General features: G+C 59.2%; 19 protein-coding genes. 14 read left to right on the plus strand and 5 right to left on the minus strand.

What is annotated here, in order from left to right; translation table 11 throughout:
• Positions 1-130 precede the first annotated feature (130 nt).
• Both K5E40_RS28595 and preA read left to right on the plus strand, forming a co-directional pair.
• Complete coding sequence (locus K5E40_RS28595; protein ID WP_221733595.1) at positions 131-1,498, plus strand: NAD(P)-dependent oxidoreductase; 1,368 nt, start codon at positions 131-133, stop codon at positions 1,496-1,498.
• A complete protein-coding gene (preA, locus tag K5E40_RS28600; RefSeq protein ID WP_221733596.1) occupies positions 1,499-2,773 on the plus strand; it encodes an NAD-dependent dihydropyrimidine dehydrogenase subunit PreA in 1,275 nt (424 codons plus the stop codon).
• Positions 2,774-2,888: 115 nt separating this feature from the next.
• Here preA and K5E40_RS28605 read toward each other — a convergent pair whose 3' ends face one another.
• Entirely contained in the window at positions 2,889-3,509 is a 621-nt protein-coding gene (locus tag K5E40_RS28605; protein ID WP_221733597.1) for a TetR/AcrR family transcriptional regulator, read from the minus strand.
• Between the two features lie 140 nt (positions 3,510-3,649).
• On the opposite strand from K5E40_RS28605, the gene copC reads away from it, so the two are divergent.
• The 9 genes from copC to K5E40_RS28650 all read left to right on the plus strand — a co-directional run bounded on the left by copC (position 3,650) and on the right by K5E40_RS28650 (position 12,563).
• Positions 3,650-4,015 (plus strand): copper homeostasis periplasmic binding protein CopC, encoded by a 366-nt coding sequence (gene copC, locus K5E40_RS28610; protein WP_221733598.1) that lies wholly within the window; start codon positions 3,650-3,652, stop codon positions 4,013-4,015.
• A gap of 3 nt (positions 4,016-4,018) precedes the next feature.
• Entirely contained in the window at positions 4,019-4,876 is an 858-nt protein-coding gene (gene copD / locus K5E40_RS28615; RefSeq protein WP_221733599.1) for a copper homeostasis membrane protein CopD, read from the plus strand.
• A gap of 384 nt (positions 4,877-5,260) precedes the next feature.
• On the plus strand, positions 5,261-6,211 hold the full coding sequence (locus K5E40_RS28620) for a polysaccharide deacetylase family protein (protein ID WP_221733600.1): 951 nt from the start codon (positions 5,261-5,263) through the stop codon (positions 6,209-6,211).
• 167 nt (positions 6,212-6,378) lie between these two features.
• Positions 6,379-7,668 (plus strand): OprD family porin, encoded by a 1,290-nt coding sequence (locus K5E40_RS28625; RefSeq protein WP_221733601.1) that lies wholly within the window; start codon positions 6,379-6,381, stop codon positions 7,666-7,668.
• Positions 7,669-7,874: 206 nt separating this feature from the next.
• Complete coding sequence (locus tag K5E40_RS28630; RefSeq protein ID WP_221733602.1) at positions 7,875-8,699, plus strand: NAD(P)-dependent oxidoreductase; 825 nt, start codon at positions 7,875-7,877, stop codon at positions 8,697-8,699.
• Positions 8,700-8,750: 51 nt separating this feature from the next.
• Entirely contained in the window at positions 8,751-9,644 is an 894-nt protein-coding gene (locus tag K5E40_RS28635; RefSeq protein ID WP_221733603.1) for an SMP-30/gluconolactonase/LRE family protein, read from the plus strand.
• Positions 9,645-9,704: 60 nt separating this feature from the next.
• The gene (locus K5E40_RS28640) at positions 9,705-10,676 is read left to right on the plus strand and encodes a TRAP transporter substrate-binding protein (RefSeq protein WP_221733604.1); all 972 of its coding nucleotides are present in this window, start codon (positions 9,705-9,707) and stop codon (positions 10,674-10,676) included.
• 79 nt (positions 10,677-10,755) lie between these two features.
• Complete coding sequence (locus tag K5E40_RS28645; RefSeq protein ID WP_221733605.1) at positions 10,756-11,283, plus strand: TRAP transporter small permease; 528 nt, start codon at positions 10,756-10,758, stop codon at positions 11,281-11,283.
• Positions 11,283-12,563, plus strand: a complete 1,281-nt coding sequence (locus tag K5E40_RS28650; RefSeq protein WP_221733606.1) for a TRAP transporter large permease — start codon at positions 11,283-11,285, stop codon at positions 12,561-12,563. Before K5E40_RS28645 ends, K5E40_RS28650 begins: the two co-directional genes overlap by 1 nt.
• Positions 12,564-12,611: 48 nt before the next feature.
• Here K5E40_RS28650 and K5E40_RS28655 read toward each other — a convergent pair whose 3' ends face one another.
• From K5E40_RS28655 to K5E40_RS28665, 3 genes are all read right to left on the minus strand, one after another.
• The gene (locus K5E40_RS28655; RefSeq protein ID WP_221733607.1) at positions 12,612-13,412 is read right to left on the minus strand and encodes a sulfite exporter TauE/SafE family protein; all 801 of its coding nucleotides are present in this window, start codon (positions 13,410-13,412) and stop codon (positions 12,612-12,614) included.
• Positions 13,413-13,421: 9 nt separating this feature from the next.
• Entirely contained in the window at positions 13,422-14,666 is a 1,245-nt protein-coding gene (locus K5E40_RS28660; protein ID WP_221733608.1) for an FAD/NAD(P)-binding oxidoreductase, read from the minus strand.
• Between the two features lie 168 nt (positions 14,667-14,834).
• A complete protein-coding gene (locus K5E40_RS28665) occupies positions 14,835-15,176 on the minus strand; it encodes a helix-turn-helix transcriptional regulator (protein WP_221733609.1) in 342 nt (113 codons plus the stop codon).
• Between the two features lie 112 nt (positions 15,177-15,288).
• On the opposite strand from K5E40_RS28665, the gene K5E40_RS28670 reads away from it, so the two are divergent.
• Both K5E40_RS28670 and K5E40_RS28675 read left to right on the plus strand, forming a co-directional pair.
• Positions 15,289-16,152, plus strand: a complete 864-nt coding sequence (locus tag K5E40_RS28670) for an MBL fold metallo-hydrolase (protein ID WP_221733610.1) — start codon at positions 15,289-15,291, stop codon at positions 16,150-16,152.
• Between the two features lie 125 nt (positions 16,153-16,277).
• Positions 16,278-17,129, plus strand: a complete 852-nt coding sequence (locus K5E40_RS28675; protein ID WP_221733611.1) for a tyrosinase family protein — start codon at positions 16,278-16,280, stop codon at positions 17,127-17,129.
• A gap of 13 nt (positions 17,130-17,142) precedes the next feature.
• Here K5E40_RS28675 and bkdR read toward each other — a convergent pair whose 3' ends face one another.
• Positions 17,143-17,631 carry a Bkd operon transcriptional regulator BkdR gene (gene bkdR, locus K5E40_RS28680; protein WP_007915088.1) on the minus strand — a complete coding sequence of 163 codons (489 nt, stop codon included), beginning with the start codon at positions 17,629-17,631 and terminating at the stop codon, positions 17,143-17,145.
• Positions 17,632-17,816: 185 nt separating this feature from the next.
• On the opposite strand from bkdR, the gene K5E40_RS28685 reads away from it, so the two are divergent.
• The gene (locus K5E40_RS28685) at positions 17,817-19,052 is read left to right on the plus strand and encodes a 3-methyl-2-oxobutanoate dehydrogenase (2-methylpropanoyl-transferring) subunit alpha (RefSeq protein WP_221733612.1); all 1,236 of its coding nucleotides are present in this window, start codon (positions 17,817-17,819) and stop codon (positions 19,050-19,052) included.

A 19,052-nucleotide genomic window follows, 5' to 3' on the forward strand; every position in this document is an offset into this window, starting at 1 on the left:
AGCCCGCTCCCACAGGGGAACGCATTCCAAATGTGGGAGCGGGCTTGCTCGCGAAGGGGCTGGTCCAGACACCACAAAAACCACTGCCCATCAGAGGCAGAGCACCTCAATAACCGTGAGGCAAAAAACCGTGATCGAGACCCTGAACCATCTTCCGCATCCGCACGAAAGCGCAGCCGCCCTCGCCGGCCACTTCACCGATCTGGCGCCGCCGCTCAATGCCCGGCAGGCGCATCTGGAAGCGTCGCGCTGCCTGTATTGCTACGACGCGCCCTGCGTCAATGCGTGCCCGAGCGAAATCGACATCCCGTCGTTCATCCGCAATATCCATCAGGACAACGTGCCCGGCGCGGCGCAGAAAATCCTCTCGGCGAACATCCTCGGCGGCAGTTGTGCGCGGGTTTGCCCGACCGAGATCCTTTGCCAGCAAGCCTGCGTGCGCAACAACGCTCAGGAATGCGCGCCGGTGCTGATCGGCCTGCTGCAACGTTACGCCGTGGACAACGCACACTTCAGCGAACACCCGTTCCAGCGCGCCGCCACCACCGGCAAACGCATTGCCGTGGTCGGTGCCGGCCCGGCCGGGTTGTCCTGCGCGCACCGCAGCGCGATGCACGGCCATGACGTGGTGATTTTCGAAGCGCGGGAGAAGGCAGGTGGCCTCAACGAGTACGGGATCGCCAAGTACAAACTGGTCGACGACTACGCGCAAAAGGAATTGGATTTCCTCCTGCAGATCGGCGGCATCGAAATCCGTCACGGGCAGAAACTCGGCGACAACCTGACTCTGAGCGAACTGCATCAACAGTTCGATGCGGTGTTCCTTGGCCTCGGCCTCAATGCCAGCAAACAACTCGGCCTGCACCACGAAGATGCGCCTGGCCTGCTCGCCGCCACCGATTACATCCGCGAACTGCGCCAGGCCGATGACCTCACACAACTGCCATTGGCTGAGCGCTGCATCGTCCTCGGCGCTGGCAACACCGCCATCGACATGGCCGTGCAAATGGCCCGTCTCGGTGCTCGCGACGTCAATCTGGTGTATCGCCGTGGCGTCGCGGACATGGGCGCGACCGGTCACGAACAGGACATCGCCAAAGCCAATCAGGTACGCCTGCTGACCTGGGCACAGCCGGAAGAAGTCTTGCTCGACGATCAGGGCAAGGTACGCGGCATGCGTTTCGCCCGTACCGATCTGGTCGACGGTCGCCTGCAAACCACGGGCGAAACCTTCGAACTGGCCGCTGATGCAATCTTCAAAGCCATCGGCCAGGCCTTCGACAGCAGCGCCCTCACTGACCCGCTGGCTCGCGAACTCAAGCGTCAGGGTGAACGGATTCAGGTCGACGCCAATCTGCGCACCAGCATTCCCGGCGTGTATGCCGGTGGCGACTGCACCAGCCTCGACCAGGATCTGACCGTGCAAGCCGTGCAGCACGGCAAACGGGCCGCCGAGGCCATCAACGCTCAACTGATGCTCAATGTGGAGGCTGCTTAAATGGCCGATCTCTCGATTGTCTTCGCCGGCATCAAAGCCCCCAACCCTTTCTGGCTGGCCTCCGCGCCGCCGACCGACAAGGCCTATAACGTGGTGCGCGCCTTCGAGGCAGGCTGGGGCGGCGTGGTCTGGAAAACCCTGGGGGAAGACCCGGCGGCGGTCAACGTGTCGTCACGGTATTCAGCCCATTACGGCAACAACCGCGAAGTGCTGGGCATCAACAACATCGAGCTGATCACCGATCGCTCGCTGGAAATTAATCTGCGCGAAATTACCCAGGTGAAAAAGGACTGGCCGGATCGCGCACTGATCGTCTCGTTGATGGTGCCGTGCGTGGAGGAGTCGTGGAAACACATCCTGCCACTGGTGGAAGCCACCGGCGCCGATGGCATCGAGCTGAATTTCGGCTGCCCTCACGGCATGCCCGAGCGTGGCATGGGCGCGGCGGTCGGTCAGGTGCCGGAATATGTCGAGCAAGTAACCCGCTGGTGCAAGACGTATAGCTCGTTGCCGGTGATCGTCAAACTGACCCCGAACATCACCGACATCCGCGTCGCCGCCCGCGCCGCCCATCGCGGTGGCGCCGATGCGGTGTCGCTGATCAACACCATCAATTCAATCACCAGCGTCGATCTGGAACACATGGTCGCCCTGCCGACCGTCGGCAGCAAAAGCACCCACGGTGGTTACTGCGGCTCAGCGGTCAAGCCGATTGCGCTGAATATGGTCGCGGAAATCGCCCGCGATCCGCAGACTCAAGGCCTGCCGATCTGCGGGATCGGGGGCATCGGCAGTTGGCGCGATGCGGCGGAATTCATGGCGCTGGGCAGCGGCGCGGTACAGGTGTGTACGGCGGCCATGCTGCATGGTTTCCGGATCGTCGAGGAGATGAAGGACGGCTTGTCGCGGTGGATGGACAGTCAGGGTTACGCCAACATCGCCGAGTTTTCCGGGCGTGCGGTGGCCAATACCACCGACTGGAAGTACCTGGATATCAACTATCAGGTCATCGCGAAAATTGATCAGGAGGCGTGCATTGGTTGTGGGCGTTGCCACATTGCTTGCGAGGACACGTCACATCAGGCAATCAGCAGCCTGAAGCAGGCTGACGGGACGCATAAATACGAAGTGATTGATGACGAATGTGTGGGCTGCAATCTGTGTCAGATCACCTGTCCGGTGGCTGATTGCATCGAGATGGTGCCGATGGAAACAGGCAAGCCATTTCTGGACTGGAATCATGATCCGCGCAATCCGTATCACGTTTCGGCTTGAGGCTTGAGGCGTCTGATCTGACGCCTTCGCGAGCAAGCCCGCTCCCACAGTTGGAATGTATTTTCCTGTGGGAGCGGGTTTGCTTGCGAAGAGGCTGGCAGCCACGCCACACGTCTCAAGGCTCCAACCCGATCCCGCGCAAGATCACGCTGGTCACCGTCTGCACGGCCCGCTCGAACTGCATGTCCGACAGCGGCTGGTGATCGTTGAGAATGTTCACCTGATGGTCGAAGTCGGCGTAGTGCTGGGTCGAAGCCCAGATCATGTACAGCAGGCTCGACGGTTCCACCGGCAAAATCCGCTTGTCCTCGACCCACTGCCGAATCTTCGCTTCTTTCATCTTCGCCCAGTCGTACAGGCTGGCGTCCAGCGCTTCGCCCAGCGTCGGCGCGCCGTGGATGATTTCGTTGGCCCAGACTTTCGAACCGTACGGCCGGCTGCGCGAGTGGTTCATCTTGGCGCGGATATAGCTGCTGAGCACCACACGCGGGTCGTCGAACATCTCGAAGCACAACGCATCCTGCTTCCACACTTCCAGCAGGTCGAACAGCACGGCGCTGTACAACTCACTCTTGGTACTGAAGTAGTAATGCAGGTTGGAGCGCGGCAGTTGCACTTCGGCGGCGATGTCGGCCATGGCGGTGCCACCGAAACCTTTTTCGGCGAAAACCTTTTCCGCCGCCAAGAGAATTTTCTCGACGTTACTGCGACGAATCTCGATCTTGTGATTGCCCATGTGGGCTCCCTGACAACAACGTTGTTGCAGACTAGCACCCGCTCTGCCACTGGGGCGACCGCTGAAAACAAAACTTCGTATACACGCAGTCGCATGGCTAAACTGCCCCCTTCTTCGATCCTGCCCCAGAGGTACCTTCGATGCTGTTCAAGAACGTTCTGACCACCACGGCCCTGCTCGCCTCGCTGTTCGCCGCCTCTTCGGTATGGGCCCACGCCCACCTGAAAAGCCAGACCCCGGCTGCCGACAGCACCGTCGCCGCACCTGCGGATCTGCGCCTGACGTTCTCCGAGGGTGTGGAAGCCAGTTTCACCAAAGTCACTCTGACCAAGAATGGCGTACCGGTCGCGGTCAAAGCGCTGACCACCCAGGACAAAGACAAGAAAACCCTGATCGTCACCCCAGCTGCACCGCTGACTGGCGGTGAGTACAAAGTCGAATGGCACGCGGTGTCGGTCGACACGCACAACAGCGAAGGCGCCTATCAGTTCAAGGTTGGTCAGTAATTCATGAGTGAAGCGCTGGTGCTGTGCCGCTTTGTACATTTCAGTGCGGTGTTGATGCTGCCTGGCGTCTGGTTGTTCAGGCCGAGGCTGCTCAAGGCGCCAGTGCCGGAGCTGGATCGGCAACTGACGCGACTGGCACGCTGGCTGACGAGCATTGCACTGTTGAGCGGTGTCGCCTGGGCATTGTTGATCACCGCGAGCATGGCCGGGTCGGCGGCGGCAGCGTTCGATCGGGACACCATTGGCGTCGTGCTGGGCGATACATTTTTCGGTCAGGTCTGGCGCTGGCATCTGATGATCAACGCGTTGTTGCTCGCATTGTTGTTCACGCCGTGGCGCTCCAGCCTGCCGTTGCGCCAGGGCTTGAGCATTATGCTGTTGTGGACACTGGCGCCGGTGGGCCATGGCGCGATGCTTGATGGCCTCAGTGGGCAGTTGCTGATCCTCAACCAGATCATTCACCTGACCTGCGTGGCCGTGTGGCTCGGCGGTTTGTTACTGCTGGTGCTGATACTGCGCCAACCGAGCGAACCGATGAGCCACATCCTGCGGCGTTTCAGCGGTGTCGGTTATGCAATGGTGGCGGGCTTGCTGATCACCGGGTTGATCAGCGTGCGTGTATTGACGGGCCAGTGGTGGCCAACGCCGCTGCTGAACGGGTTTGCCTTGATTCTGCTGATCAAATCCACGCTGGTGGTGTGCATGTTGGGATTGGCGCTGTTCAACCGCATGCAGATCAACCATTGCGAGCCGCGCATGGGCGCGCTCAAACGCAGTGTGATGCTGGAGTGGTTGTTGGGAATTGGTGCTGTGGCGGCCGTCTCACTACTCGGCACCCTGCCGCCGATGATTGCTGCCTGAACACCACCGCAAAGCCTTTGTAGGCGTTGTATTGATCAATGAGGCTGCGTGTCGCGCGCCGCCGTATCAATGCTCACCACCACCGACATCCCGGGCCGCAACCGTTCCTCGTCTTGCTGCCCTCATCAATTGCGATCCGCACCGGTTGCCAGTTGCGCGGGGCGCATCGACCCATTGAAAGACCTTGTGCTGATTTGGCTTGAGTGTGCCGTAAATCGTCCGGCAAACCCATCTCCCTTGAAGGAGCAGGCTCACGCCTACACAGCAATCATGTGAAGCCGGATTCGTAAAATTTGTTTAAAGGTCCTCTCGCCGACAGCGGATTTTTCCCGCGTCGGACGACTGCCATCCTTGCAACCCTTCTCAATCTGCAAGGTGCTCGTTATGAACACGCCCCACCCACAACGCTCACACGGCTTGCTGAAAAGCCTTCTGGCAGCCGCCCTGCTAATCCCCCCCCTCACCTTTGCTCAGGAACGCCCGTGGCCGGACGGTTCGCAACTGGTGATCTCGGTGTCGATGCAATTCGAAACCGGCGGCCAGCCCGAGGGTGCCGAAAGCCCGTTCTCAGGTAGCCCGCTGCCCAAGGGCTACCCCGACCTTCCGGCGCAGACCTGGTTTGATTATGGCTACAAGGAAGGCCTGTGGCGCATGCTTGACCTGTGGGATCGCACCGGAATCAAAGTCACCTCCCATGTGGTCGGCGAAGCGGCGCTCAAGCACCCGGAATTGGCCAAGGCAATAGCCCAGCGCGGGCATGAACTGGCCGCCCATGGCATGCGTTGGGCCGACTCCTACAACATGAGTTACGAGCAGGAAAAGCAGTTCATCGGCGACGGTGTGAGCGCGGTGGAAAAACTCACCGGCCAGCGCTCGGTCGGCTACAACGCCAATTGGCTGCGGCGCAGCCCGAACACGTTGAAGGTGCTGCAGGATCTGAACTTCACGTATCACATCGATGACGTCAGCCGCGACGAACCTTTCGTGACGATGGTGCGTGGGCACAAATTCGCCGTGGTGCCCTACACCCTGCGCAACAACGACATCGTCCTGGTCGAAGGTCGCCATTTTTCCGCAGACCAGTTCTACCGGCAACTGGTGCTGGAATTCGATCGCCTCTACGCCGAGGGCGCCAGCAAGCGACGGATGATGTCGGTGAGTCTGCATGACCGGATTGGCGGCACACCCGCGATGGTCGAAGCCATGGAGCGGTTCATCCGTTACGCGCAGTCTCATACGAAAGTCAGCTTCATGCGCAAGGATCAAATTGCGCAGATCGTGCTGACAGAGAAAAATCCGCTGATAGATAACAGCGAAGCGCTCTACAACAATTGATTGCGCCGAAAACAGCCCTGCTCAGTCCATGATCAGGGCTGCCCGCACTTTGAGAGTCATCGTATAACTTCCTGTTGACATTCCCCTGAAGCTCCGCAAATATCGCCTCCTAATGTTGTACGACAACGCACAACATAAATAAAAACAAGAAACAAGGGAGCGCCATAGTGAGCACATACGTCCGCAAATCCGTTCGTCATTCCCGCACGACTTTCATCCGCTCTCCCCTGAGCCTGATTGGCTGCAGCAGCCTCGTCTTGTTGGCGCCGCTGAGCGCCAGCGCTGAAGGCTTCGCCGATGATGCCAAAGCCACGCTGAACCTGCGCAACGCCTACTTCAACCGCAACTTCACCAACCCCAACAACGCACAAGGCAAGGCTGAGGAGTGGACGCAAAGCTTCATCCTCGACGCCAAGTCCGGCTTCACTCAAGGCACCGTCGGTTTCGGCCTGGACGTGCTGGGACTGTATTCGCAGAAGCTCGATGGCGGCAAAGGCACCGGCGGCACGCAGCTATTGCCGATCCACGATGATGGGCGTCCGGCCGACAATTTCGGTCGCCTGGGTGTGGCACTCAAAGCCAAGGTATCGAAGACCGAATTGAAGGTCGGCGAGTGGATGCCGGTGCTGCCGATCCTGCGCTCCGACGATGGTCGCTCCCTGCCGCAGACCTTCCGCGGGGGCCAGATCACCTCCACCGAAATCAACGGCCTGAGCCTGTACGGCGGCCAGTTCCGCGCCAACAGCCCGCGTAACGATGCGAGCATGGAAGACATGTCGATGAACGGCAAAGGTGCGTTCACCTCAGACCGTTTCAACTTCGGCGGTGGCGAATACACCTTCAATGACAAGCGCACGCTGGTCGGCGTATGGTACGCCGAACTCAGCGACATCTATCAGCAGCAGTACTTCAACCTCAGCCACAGCCAGCCTATGGGCGACTGGACCCTGGGCGCCAATCTCGGCTTCTTCAACGGCAAGGAGAATGGCAGCGCGCTGGCCGGCGATCTGGACAACAAAACCGCATTCGCCCTGCTCTCGGCCAAATACGGTGGCAACACTTTCTATGTCGGCCTGCAAAAGCTCAGTGGCGATAACGGCTGGATGCGGGTCAACGGTACCAGCGGCGGCACCCTGGCCAACGACAGTTACAACGCCAGTTACGACAACGCCAAAGAACGCTCCTGGCAGGTCCGCCACGACTACAACTTCGTCGCCCTCGGCATCCCCGGCCTGACCCTGATGAACCGCTACATCAGCGGCGATAACGTGCACACCGGGACAATTACCGACGGTAAGGAATGGGGTCGCGAGTCTGAACTGGCCTACACCGTACAGAGCGGGCCGCTGAAAAATCTCAACGTCAAATGGCGCAACGCGACGATTCGCCGGGACTTCAGCAACAACGAGTTCGATGAGAACCGGATTTTTATCAACTATCCGATTTCGTTGCTGTGAACCACTGAAGCCTCATCAAATCCCCTGTGGGACCGGGATTGGTCGCTCCCACAGTAGATCGCATGACGAGGCAGTTTTTTTGATTTGGCCCTTGCGTCATTTACACCAAAAGTCGCGTTGACAAGACCGGGAAACCCTACCGATACTTCGACGCAGTCATACGACAACCTACAACAAACCTAATAACAATGTGTTCAGGGATTGCCATGACGTCTGATTCTGATTCCCGCGCCCCCTTCAACCGCCTGCTGCTGACCGGCGCCGCTGGTGGTCTGGGCAAAGTTCTGCGTGAACGCCTGCGCCCGTACGCCCATGTCCTGCGGCTGTCGGACATCGCCGCCCTCACCCCGGCCGCTGATGATCGCGAGGAAGTCGTGCTCTGCGATCTGGCCGACAAACAGGCGGTTCACCAACTGGTCGAAGGCGTGGACGCGATCCTGCATTTCGGCGGTGTCTCCGTCGAGCGCTCGTTCGAAGAGATCCTTGGCGCCAACATCTGCGGCGTCTTCCACATCTATGAAGCGGCACGTCGCCATGGTGTGAAACGCGTAATCTTCGCCAGCTCCAACCACGTCATCGGCTTCTACCAGCAGGACGAGCACCTCGACGCCGGTTCTGCTCGCCGCCCCGACAGCTACTACGGATTGTCCAAGTCCTACGGCGAAGACATGGCCAGTTTCTATTTCGATCGCTACGGCATTGAAACCGTCAGCATCCGCATCGGATCTTCGTTCCCTGAGCCACAGAACCGTCGAATGATGCACACCTGGTTGAGCTTCGACGACCTCACCCAACTGCTCGAACACTCGCTGTATACCCCGAACGTCGGCCACACCGTGGTGTACGGCATGTCCGATAACAAGGACGTCTGGTGGGACAACCACTTGGCCAGCCACTTGGGTTTCGAAGCCCGGGACAGCTCCGAAGTGTTCCGCGACAAGGTCGAAGCGCAGCCAATGCCGGCGGCCGATGACCCGGCGCGGATCTATCAGGGCGGCGCTTTCGTCGCGGCCGGCCCCTTCGGTGACTAACCACTCTGCTGTCCACTTGATCCCCCTCCAATAAAAACCAAGGGAATGAGTATGCAAGCCGAATTGATCGTCGACGCCCGCAACGCGGTCGGCGAAAGCCCGGTCTGGGTCGCGCAGGAAAACGCTCTTTACTGGGTGGATATTCCCAATGGCGGGCTGCAACGCTGGAGCGCTGACAGCGGGCATGTCCACGCGTGGAAAGCCCCCGAAATGCTCGCCTGCATCGCCCGTCACAGCCGTGGCGGCTGGGTGGCGGGCATGGAGAGCGGTTTCTTTCACTTGCACCCGCATAGCGATGGCAGCCTCGACAGCGAATTACTCGCCCAAGTCGAACACAGCCGTGGAGACATGCGCCTCAACGATGGTCGCTGCGACCGTCAGGGCCGTTTTTGGGCGGGCAGCATGGTGCTGAACATGGGTTTGAACGCCCCCGAAGGCCGGCTCTATCGCTACGGCGCCGGCCAGTCTGGAGTGATCGAAGCGCAACTCGATGGCTTTATCGTGCCCAACGGCCTGGGCTTCAGCCCGGACGGCAAGACGATGTACCTGTCCGACTCGCACCCCAACGTGCAACGGATCTGGGCATTTGACTACGACACCGCCAGCGGCACGCCGTCGAACCGCCGCATGTTCGTCGACATGAATCACTACAGCGGTCGCCCCGATGGCGCCGCCGTTGACGCCGACGGTTGCTACTGGATCTGCGCCAACGACGCCGGACTCGTTCATCGTTTCACCCCCGACGGGCGACTCGATTACTCACTGCCCGTGCCGGTGAAAAAACCGACCATGTGCGCCTTCGGCGGTAGCCGGATGGACACCCTGTTCGTCGCCTCGATCCGCCCCGGCGACGATCACGACCCGCAGTCTCTGGCCGGGGGCTTGTTCGCTTTGAATACCGGCGTCAAAGGCTTGCCGGAACCGATTTTCGACAATTTGCTGTAACCCGCCTCTGCTGCACCGCTTTGCCTTGAACACAAAAATAACAAGACTGGAGACACCCTCATGGACTTCAAACGCACCTTGCTCGTCGCCGCATTTCCCCTCGCGTTCACCCTCAGCAGCGCCGTTCAGGCGCTGGAAATCAAGTTCGCCGATGTCCACCCGGCCGGATACCCGACCGTGGTCGCCGAAGAGCAACTGGGCAAAACCCTGGTCGCCGAGAGCGACGGCAAACTGACCTTCAAGATGTTCGCCGGTGGCGTGCTCGGCTCGGAAAAAGAAGTGGTCGAACAGGCTCAAGTCGGTGCGATCCAGATGGCCCGCGTCAGCCTCGGCATCGTCGGCCCGGTGGTGCCAGACGTGAACGTGTTCAACATGCCGTTCGTGTTTCGCGACCAGGCCCACATGCGCAAGATCATCGACGGTGAAATCGGCGACGAGATTCTCGACAAAATCACCAATTCCGAATTCAACCTGGTCGCCCTGGCCTGGATGGACGGCGGCACCCGTAACCTCTACACCAAAAAACCAGTGCGCAAACTTGAAGACCTCAAGGGCATGAAGATTCGTGTGCAGGGCAACCCGATGTTCATTGAAACCATCAACGCGATGGGCGGCAATGGCATTGCGATGGACACCGGCGAGATCTTCAGCGCCTTGCAAACCGGCGTGATCGACGGTGCAGAAAACAACCCGCCGACCATGCTTGAACACAACCACTATCAGAACGCCAAGTTCTACAGCCTGACCGGGCACTTGATCCTGCCCGAGCCAATCGTGATGTCGAAAACCACCTGGAACAAACTCACCCCGGATCAACAGACCCTGGTGAAAAAAGCGGCCAAGGCCGCGCAAGCCCAGGAGCGCACGCTGTGGGACGCCAAGACGGTGAGCAGTGAAGAAAAACTCAAGGCTGCCGGTGTCGAGTTCATTACCGTCGACAAAAAACCCTTCTACGAGGCCACCGCTTCGATCCGCGAGAAATACGGCGCGCCTTACGCCGATCTGATCAAGCGTATCGAAGCCGTTCAGTAACCCTCCCTGCCCTCAACGAAAGGCCCGGCAGCGCAGACCTTGATGGATGTCTGCGCCTGCCCGGTTACGGTGGAACCCGATGAAGAATCTGCTGCTGGGCATCAACGACCGGATCTACATGGCCTGCATATGGGTCGCCGGTCTGTCGGTGCTGACGATTTCCCTGATCATCCCTTGGGGTGTGTTTGCCCGTTACGTCCTCGGTACCGGTTCGAGTTGGCCGGAGCCGACGTCAATCCTGCTGATGATGGTCTTTACCTTCGTCGGCGCCGCCGCCAGTTATCGCGCTGGCGCACACATGGCCGTGGCCATGCTGACCGACCGCATGCCAGCGCCACTGCGCAAATGCATGGGCATCGTGTCGCAATTGCTGATGGCCACCATTTGCCTGTTCATGACCATTTGGGGCGCCAAACTGTGCCTGTCGACCTGGAACCAGTTCATGAGCGCCCTGCCCACTTTGCGCGTGGGTATCACCTACATGCCCATCCCGATCGGTGGTGCGCTGACCATGATTTTCGTGCTGGAAAAATTGTTTCTGGGTGACCAGAGCAACCGCCGCGTGGTGCGGTTCGATCTGGTTGAAGAAAACGAAGGGGCTGCCTGATGGACGCGTTGATTCTGTTGGGCAGTTTTATTGTCTTGATCCTGATCGGCATGCCAGTGGCCTACGCCCTCGGGCTGTCGGCGTTGATCGGCGCGTGGTGGATCGACATCCCGTTCCAGGCCCTGATGATTCAGGTGGCCGGCGGGGTGAACAAGTTTTCGCTGTTGGCGATCCCATTCTTCGTCCTCGCTGGCGCGATCATGGCCGAAGGTGGCATGTCGCGGCGGCTGGTGGCGTTTGCCGGGGTGCTGGTGGGATTCGTGCGCGGCGGCCTGTCGCTGGTCAACATCATGGCCTCGACGTTTTTTGGCGCGATCTCCGGCTCCTCGGTGGCCGATACCGCTTCGGTCGGTTCGGTGCTGATCCCGGAAATGGAGCGCAAAGGCTATCCGCGCGAGTTCTCCACGGCGGTCACCGTCAGTGGTTCGGTGCAGGCGTTGCTGACGCCGCCCAGCCATAACTCGGTGCTTTATTCCCTGGCGGCTGGCGGCACTGTGTCTATCGGCTCGCTGTTCATGGCCGGCGTCGTGCCCGGCCTGATGATGAGCGCGTGCCTGATGGCGCTGTGCTTGATCTTCGCGAAAAAACGCAACTACCCCAAAGGTGAAGTCATACCGCTGCGTGAGGCCCTGAAGATCTGCGGCGAGGCGATGTGGGGCATGATGGCGATGGTGATCATCCTGGGCGGGATTCTCTCGGGGATTTTTACCGCCACCGAGTCGGCGGCCATCGCCGTGCTGTGGTCATTCTTCGTGACGATGTTCATCTATCGCGACTACAAATGGAGCGAACTGCCGAAACTGATGCACCGCACCGTGCGGACCATTTCGATCGTGATGATCCTGATCGGCTTTGCCGCCAGCTTCGGCTACATCATGACCCTGATGCAGATCCCGGCGAAGATCACCACGATGTTCCTGACCCTGTCGGACAACCGCTACGTGATCCTGATGTGCATCAACGCCATGCTGCTGTTACTGGGCACGGTGATGGACATGGCGCCGCTGATCCTGATCCTGACGCCGATCCTGATGCCGGTGATTCTGGGCATTGGCGTTGACCCGGTGCAGTTCGGCATGATCATGCTGGTCAATCTGGGGATCGGGCTGATAACGCCGCCGGTGGGCGCGGTGCTGTTTGTCGGTTCGGCGGTGGGCAAGGTGAGTATCGAGAGCACCGTGAAAGCGCTTATGCCGTTTTATGCGGTGCTGTTTCTGGTATTGCTGCTGGTGACGTATGTTCCGGCGATTTCGCTGTGGTTGCCGCATTTGGTGCTGTAAACCGTAACGGTGGTGAGGGAGCGTGCGCCCCTCACCACAAGTTTCAACTCAAGCCCGCAGCAACATATAAGCGGCCACCACCACACACACACTGGCAAACCCCACCTGCAAGGCCCGCGCCGGCACCCGCGCGCTGAGCTTGCGGCCGATGATCATGCCGACAATGCTGGCGACGATAAACGCTACGCCCTGACTGTCGATTCGAACGCCGGCATGAAGCGCGCCGATCACACCGATGGCGGAAATCAGACTGATCACCATCAACGACGTCGCGACAATCCCGCGCATCTGCACATCGGTCAGTTGCTTGAATGCCGGCACGATCAGGAAGCCGCCCCCCACACCAAGCAACCCTGACACCACACCGGTAATCGCGCCCAGCGCCGCAAGCGTGGCGGTGCATTTGGCCGTCCAGTCCAAGCGCCCGGTTTGTTCATTGAGCATGCAATTCTTCTGGCCCCAACTGGCGTGGCCATGATCGCTGGGGCCCTGCTCCTGACGCTCACGGCGCAGCATGCGCCAGGCCACCATGACCATCAGCAGGCTGAACAGAATCATCAGGATCTTTTCCGACAATTGATGCGCGAAGTAGATCCCCAGCGGCGAAAACACGGCGCCCAGTGCGGCAATCAGCAGCGCCGCACGATAACGCACCAGGCCATGGCGCAAGCCGTCGATGGCACCGACCGCCGCCGCACTGCCGACCGCAAACAACGCCACCGGCGCTGCCTGGGTCATCGTCCAGCCAAGCCCGAGTACCAGCGCCGGCACCGCGAGAATCCCGCCGCCCGCACCCGTCAGCCCAAGAACCAACCCCATCAGCACACCAAACAGACTTGCCAGCAACATAAGGAGTCCTCAGTCAACTTTGGACAGGGAAGTTAGCCACTCGCGTCCCTTGAGCATGCCGTGCCAGTAGAACCACGGCAGCAACGTTGCCTTGAGTAACCACGCCGAACGACGCGGTACCGTTGGGTCAAGGGGAAAGGTCGGCAACAACTTCCCGGCATAACCGAACTCGGCGAGGATCACCTTGCCCTTCTCCACCGTCAGTGGGCATGAGCCATAACCGTCGTATTTCAGCGGCAGCGGCTGTTGCTTGCGTTGGGCCAACAGATTTTGCGCCACCACCACGACTTGCTTGCGCACCGCCGCCGCGGTTTTCGCATTGGTTGTGCCGCAGATATCACCCAGTGCGAACACCTCGGGATAACGCGGGTGCTGCAGGCTGTGCTGATTGACCTCGCACCAGCCGACGGCGTCGGCCAACGCACTTTGTGCGATGAAATCCGGGGAGACCTGCGGCGGCACGACGTGCAGCAGATCGAAGGTTTTTGCCTCACGGGTGACGTTGCCGTCAGCGTCCTTGATCTCGAACCATGCCGTTTTCCCGGGGCCGTCGACCTTGACCAGATTGGAATTGAAGGCCAGTCGGGCGTTGTACTTGTCGATGTACTTCATCAGTGGCGGCACGAACGTCGCTACGCCGAACAATGCGGCGCCAGCGAGGTTGAATTCAACATTGACGTTATTCAGCACGCCGGTTTTGCGCCAGTGATCACAGGACAGGTACAGCGCCTTTTGCGGCGCCCCGGCGCATTTGATCGGCATCGCCGGTTGCGTGAACAGCGCTTTGCCACCCCGCAATTTTTGCACCTGGTCCCACGTGTATTGCGCGTGCTGATAGCTGTAGTTGGAGGTCACGCCGTGCTGACCAAGGCTTTGCTGCAAGCCTTCGATTTTTTCCCAGGCCAGACGCAGGCCGGGGCAAACGATCAGGTTTTGATAGCTGACGATACGTTGATCGTTGAGGGTGAGTTGGCGAGTCTCCGGATCGACGTTGGTCACCGCTGCCTGCACCCAGTTGACTTGACGCGGTAGCACCTTGGTCATCGGTCTTAGAGTGTCTTTTACGTCGTAGGCGCCAGCGCCGACCAGCGTCCACGCCGGTTGGTAGTAGTGCTGGGCGCTCGGTTCAATCACGGTAACGTTCAAGTGCGGATCGCGCTTGAGCAAACTGGCGACGAAAGCGATGCCGGCCGTACCGCCGCCGATGACCACGATATCTGCACTGATGGATGGGCCACCGTGTTGATCGTTCATTGCTTGTTCCTTTTGCTGCACGCAAGAATGGTGTCGCCTTGACGCAAATCCAGATATGGCAGCGGGCTTGCTCGCGAAGGGGTTGCGTCAGTCAATCGAGAGGTCGACTGATCCACCGCTTTCGCGAGCAAGCCATCCCCCACACTGAGTTTGTGGGATGGCTGACATTTATGAGTGGCCCCAGCTTTTGACTACCGCCCCGCAATACAAACCGGAGAGGGTTTTCATCACCTGAATGACTTCAGGACTGGCCAGGCCGTAAAAAATGTATTTGCCTTCGCGGCGCGTCGCGACCAAACCTTCATCACGCAGGATGCCGAGTTGCTGAGACAAGGTCGGTTGACGCACGCCGGTCATTTTTTCCAGTTCGCCGACGTTGCGCTCGCCCTGAGTCAACTGGCACAGGATCAACAAGCGGTCCTCGTTGGCCAGGGCCTTGAGCAAGGCGCAGGCCTTGGAGGCCGAGGCGCGCAATTGCGCAACTTCACATTCGCTCAAACTGGATTGCATTTGCAGGAAGCCCTCAACGTCACTTAAGCTGCGAACATTATGTTTTTACATAAAGTGTTGCAAGCGACTTTTCGCCGCCTGACTTTTCTCCCCTCTGCACAGGTTCATGCCCATGCCCGCGCTGATTGAAGCTTTCCTCGACCCCACCTCCTGCACCTACACCTATGTGGTCTATGAGGCGGATGGCGGGCAATGCGCGATCGTCGACCCGGTGCTCGATTACGACGGCGCCGCCGGGCGCACCTGCACCGCTCAGGCCGACAAAATCATCACCTTTGTCCGCGCGCACAACCTGCAAGTGCAATGGCTGCTGGAAACCCACGCCCATGCCGATCATCTGTCCGCCGCACCGTATCTGCGTCGGGAACTGGGCGGGAAGATCGCCATTGGCGAATCAATCAGCAAAGTGCAGAACGTGTTCAAGGCATTGTTCAATCTGGAGCCGGAGTTCTGCGTCGACGGCTCACAGTTCGATCATCTGTTCGCGCCGAACGAGTCATTCAGAATCGGCAACCTCAAGGCCACCGCCCTGCATGTCCCCGGTCACACCCCAGCTGACATGGCTTACCTGATCGACGGCGAACAGATTCTGGTCGGCGACACGTTGTTCATGCCCGACGTTGGCACTGCGCGCTGCGACTTCCCCGGCGGCAATGCTCATCAGTTGTTCAACTCGATCCATAAACTCCTGGCCTTCCCGGCGAGTGTGAAACTTTACGTTTGCCACGATTACCCGCCTGAAAGTCGCCAGGCACACTGCCAGACAACCGTCGGCGAGCAGCGCAAAAGCAATATCCATGTGCATGACGGCATCGATGAAGCGGCGTTTGTAGACATGCGCACAAAACGCGATGCCGGGTTGGGCATGCCGACGCTACTGCTGCCGGCGATCCAGGTGAATGTGCGAGCTGGGAATTTTCCGGCGCCAGAGGACAATGGCGCGGTTTACCTCAAGATCCCCCTAAATCTGTTGTAGGAATATTCTCCTAACTATCTGAAGTAACAGACTTTCCTACATTCTCTGGCGATAGAGATGAACTGGAGAAAATCCCGCAGGCAGCCAGACTTCATTGGGCATACATTCAATGGAGTCTTTACAACATGGATATTCGTCAAAACCACCGTGACATGACAACGGCGCAAAAATCCGCCTTCATCGATGCGGTTCTGCTACTTAAAAACAACGTCGACAGCGTCCTGCGCCCCGGGCAACAAAGTCGCTACGATGACTTTGTACAAATCCACAAAAACTCGATGGGGCGAGGCAACCCACTGACGCCTGCCCCACATCGCAGCCCCTTGTTCTTCCCTTGGCACCGAATTCTGATCCGCCAGTTTGAACGGGCGTTGCAGGTTGCCGCCAACAACCCAGGCATTACCCTCCCTTATTGGAACTGGCAAATCACAGGGGCGGACAATCCCTTCACCTCAGGTTTCATGGGCGGGAACGGTGACAACACACAAGATCAGCGCGTAACAAGCGGCCCATTTTCCAGTGAGCAATCCCAATTCAACGTCGCCGTTTGGGACGAAGGCACCGGCAATCCGGGAATCCGCCGCAATCTGGGAGCAGTCGACACCTTGCCCTTACCCGAAACGGTTATTTCTGCCTTGAACAGAACGCCCTATTGGCAAGCCACCGATCAAGCAGGCTGGGAAAACTTCGCTGAACGCGAGCTTCACAATCCGGTGCATGCCTGGATCGGTGGCAGCATGGCCGAAGCCTCCTCGCCCAACGACCCGATCTTTTTCCTGCACCACTGCTACCTTGACCTGCTGTGGGAGCGCTGGAAGCACCAGCACCCCAACACCCCTTCCTTTCCATCGGATGAAGTGAGCGGATCGATACTGGTGTTTCACCCCGCCAACGAGCCTGCGCCCTGGACGCAAACCTACACCGTGCAGCAGACGCTGTTCACTGATGAACTCGATTACCGCTACGAATACGTCTGACGGTACCTGACGCTCAGTTGCCCAAGGTCAAACCGTTCGCCGGCAATGGCAACGCGGTTTTGTAGCGCACTTGCTTGAGTGCAAAGCTCGACCGGATGTTCGCCACTCCCGGCACCTTGGTCAGAAAATCCATCATGAACCGCTCCAGCGACTGAATGGTCGGCACCAGGACCCTGATCAGGTAATCCGGGTCGCCGGCCATCAGGTAGCACTCCATTACCTCGGGGCGGTCGGAAATCGCTTCCTCGAAATGCTGCAGCGCTTCCTCGACCTGCTTTTCCAGGCTGACATGAATGAACACATTGACGTGCAGGCCGAGCAGATCGGCGTCCAGCAAAGTGACCTGCTCACGAATCAGCCCCAATTCTTCCATTGCTTTGACCCGGTTGAAGCACGGGGTTGGCGACAGATTCACCGAGCGTGCGAGGTCGGCGTTGGTGATACGCGCATTCTCCTGAAGGCTGTTGAGAATGCCGATGTCGGTACGGTCCAGTTTGCGCATGAGACAAAACCACCTGTTTTTTATGTTTATGCAGAATATTTATCTGCAAATGATCTTCGGTGCAATAAAACAGAGATAAATATTCTTCTTGGCCGGGCCTATGATTGTTGTAGGACAAGATTTCTTTTATCGAAGAATGACTGCCAGCTCACTACAAGAAATTCACAAGATCGAGCGTAGAAGCCATGACCCAAGCGTATGAACCGCTGCGTCTGCACGTCCCTGAACCTTCAGGCCGCCCAGGCTGCAAAACCGACTTTTCCTACCTGCATCTGACCGATGCCGGTACGGTGCGCAAACCTCCCATCGACGTAGAACCTGCCGACACCGCCGACTTGGCCCGTGGCCTGATTCGCGTGCTCGACGATCAAGGCAACGCTCTTGGCCCTTGGGCTGAAAACGTGCCGGTGGAGATTCTCCGCAAGGGCATGCGCGCCATGCTCAAGACGCGGATCTATGACAACCGCATGGTCGTCGCCCAGCGTCAGAAAAAGATGTCCTTCTACATGCAGAGCCTCGGCGAAGAAGCCATCGGTAGCGCTCAGGCCCTGGCGCTGAATATCGACGACATGTGCTTCCCGACCTACCGCCAGCAAAGCATCCTGATGGCTCGCGAGGTACCGCTGGTCGACTTGATCTGCCAACTGCTGTCCAACGAGCGCGATCCGCTCAAGGGCCGTCAGTTGCCGATCATGTACTCGGTGAAAGACGCCGGGTTCTTCACTATTTCCGGCAACCTCGCGACCCAGTTCATTCAGGCCGTAGGCTGGGGCATGGCTTCGGCAATCAAGGGCGACACCAAAATCGCCTCGGCGTGGATCGGCGACGGCGCCACCGCCGAATCGGACTTCCACACCGCCCTGACTTTCGCTCACGTTTATCGAGCGCCAGTGATTCTTAACGTGGTCAACAATCAGTGGGCCATTTCGACCTTCCAGGCCATCGCCGGGGGCGAAGCCACCACCTTCGCTGGACGCGGCGTCGGTTGCGGCATTGCCTCGTTGCGCGTCGATGGCAACGATTTCTACGCGGTCTACGCCGCCTCTGCCTGGGCTGCCGAACGCGCCCGCCGCAACCTTGGTCCGACCATGATCGAGTGGGTCACCTACCGCGCCGGCCCGCACTCGACCTCCGACGATCCTTCCAAATATCGCCCTGCCGATGACTGGAGCCACTTCCCGCTGGGCGACCCGATTGCCCGCCTGAAACAGCACCTGATCAAAGTCGGCCACTGGTCGGACGAAGAACATGCCGCCGTCAGTGCCGAACTCGAAGCTGAAGTGATTGCCGCACAGAAACAGGCCGAACAGTACGGCACCCTCGCCGGCGGCCAGATCCCGAGCGCCGCAACCATGTTCGAAGACGTCTACAAAGAGATGCCGGAGCACTTGAAGCGCCAGCGTCAGCAGTTGGGGATCTGA

It is taken from the genome of Pseudomonas baetica (assembly GCF_019733355.1).
GTDB classification, from domain to species: Bacteria; Pseudomonadota; Gammaproteobacteria; order Pseudomonadales; family Pseudomonadaceae; genus Aquipseudomonas; species Aquipseudomonas baetica_A.

Coding starts and splice junctions, on each gene's coding strand:
- preA (WP_221733596.1), top strand. CDS start 1,499: ATGGCCGATCTCTCGATTGTCTTCGCCGGCATCAAAGCCCCCAACCCT.
- K5E40_RS28605 (WP_221733597.1), bottom strand. CDS start 3,509: ATGGGCAATCACAAGATCGAGATTCGTCGCAGTAACGTCGAGAAAATT.
- copC (WP_221733598.1), top strand. CDS start 3,650: ATGCTGTTCAAGAACGTTCTGACCACCACGGCCCTGCTCGCCTCGCTG.
- copD (WP_221733599.1), top strand. CDS start 4,019: ATGAGTGAAGCGCTGGTGCTGTGCCGCTTTGTACATTTCAGTGCGGTG.
- K5E40_RS28620 (WP_221733600.1), top strand. CDS start 5,261: ATGAACACGCCCCACCCACAACGCTCACACGGCTTGCTGAAAAGCCTT.
- K5E40_RS28630 (WP_221733602.1), top strand. CDS start 7,875: ATGACGTCTGATTCTGATTCCCGCGCCCCCTTCAACCGCCTGCTGCTG.
- K5E40_RS28635 (WP_221733603.1), top strand. CDS start 8,751: ATGCAAGCCGAATTGATCGTCGACGCCCGCAACGCGGTCGGCGAAAGC.
- K5E40_RS28640 (WP_221733604.1), top strand. CDS start 9,705: ATGGACTTCAAACGCACCTTGCTCGTCGCCGCATTTCCCCTCGCGTTC.
- K5E40_RS28645 (WP_221733605.1), top strand. CDS start 10,756: ATGAAGAATCTGCTGCTGGGCATCAACGACCGGATCTACATGGCCTGC.
- K5E40_RS28650 (WP_221733606.1), top strand. CDS start 11,283: ATGGACGCGTTGATTCTGTTGGGCAGTTTTATTGTCTTGATCCTGATC.
- K5E40_RS28655 (WP_221733607.1), bottom strand. CDS start 13,412: ATGTTGCTGGCAAGTCTGTTTGGTGTGCTGATGGGGTTGGTTCTTGGG.
- K5E40_RS28660 (WP_221733608.1), bottom strand. CDS start 14,666: ATGAACGATCAACACGGTGGCCCATCCATCAGTGCAGATATCGTGGTC.
- K5E40_RS28665 (WP_221733609.1), bottom strand. CDS start 15,176: ATGCAATCCAGTTTGAGCGAATGTGAAGTTGCGCAATTGCGCGCCTCG.
- K5E40_RS28670 (WP_221733610.1), top strand. CDS start 15,289: ATGCCCGCGCTGATTGAAGCTTTCCTCGACCCCACCTCCTGCACCTAC.
- K5E40_RS28675 (WP_221733611.1), top strand. CDS start 16,278: ATGGATATTCGTCAAAACCACCGTGACATGACAACGGCGCAAAAATCC.
- bkdR (WP_007915088.1), bottom strand. CDS start 17,631: ATGCGCAAACTGGACCGTACCGACATCGGCATTCTCAACAGCCTTCAG.
- K5E40_RS28685 (WP_221733612.1), top strand. CDS start 17,817: ATGACCCAAGCGTATGAACCGCTGCGTCTGCACGTCCCTGAACCTTCA.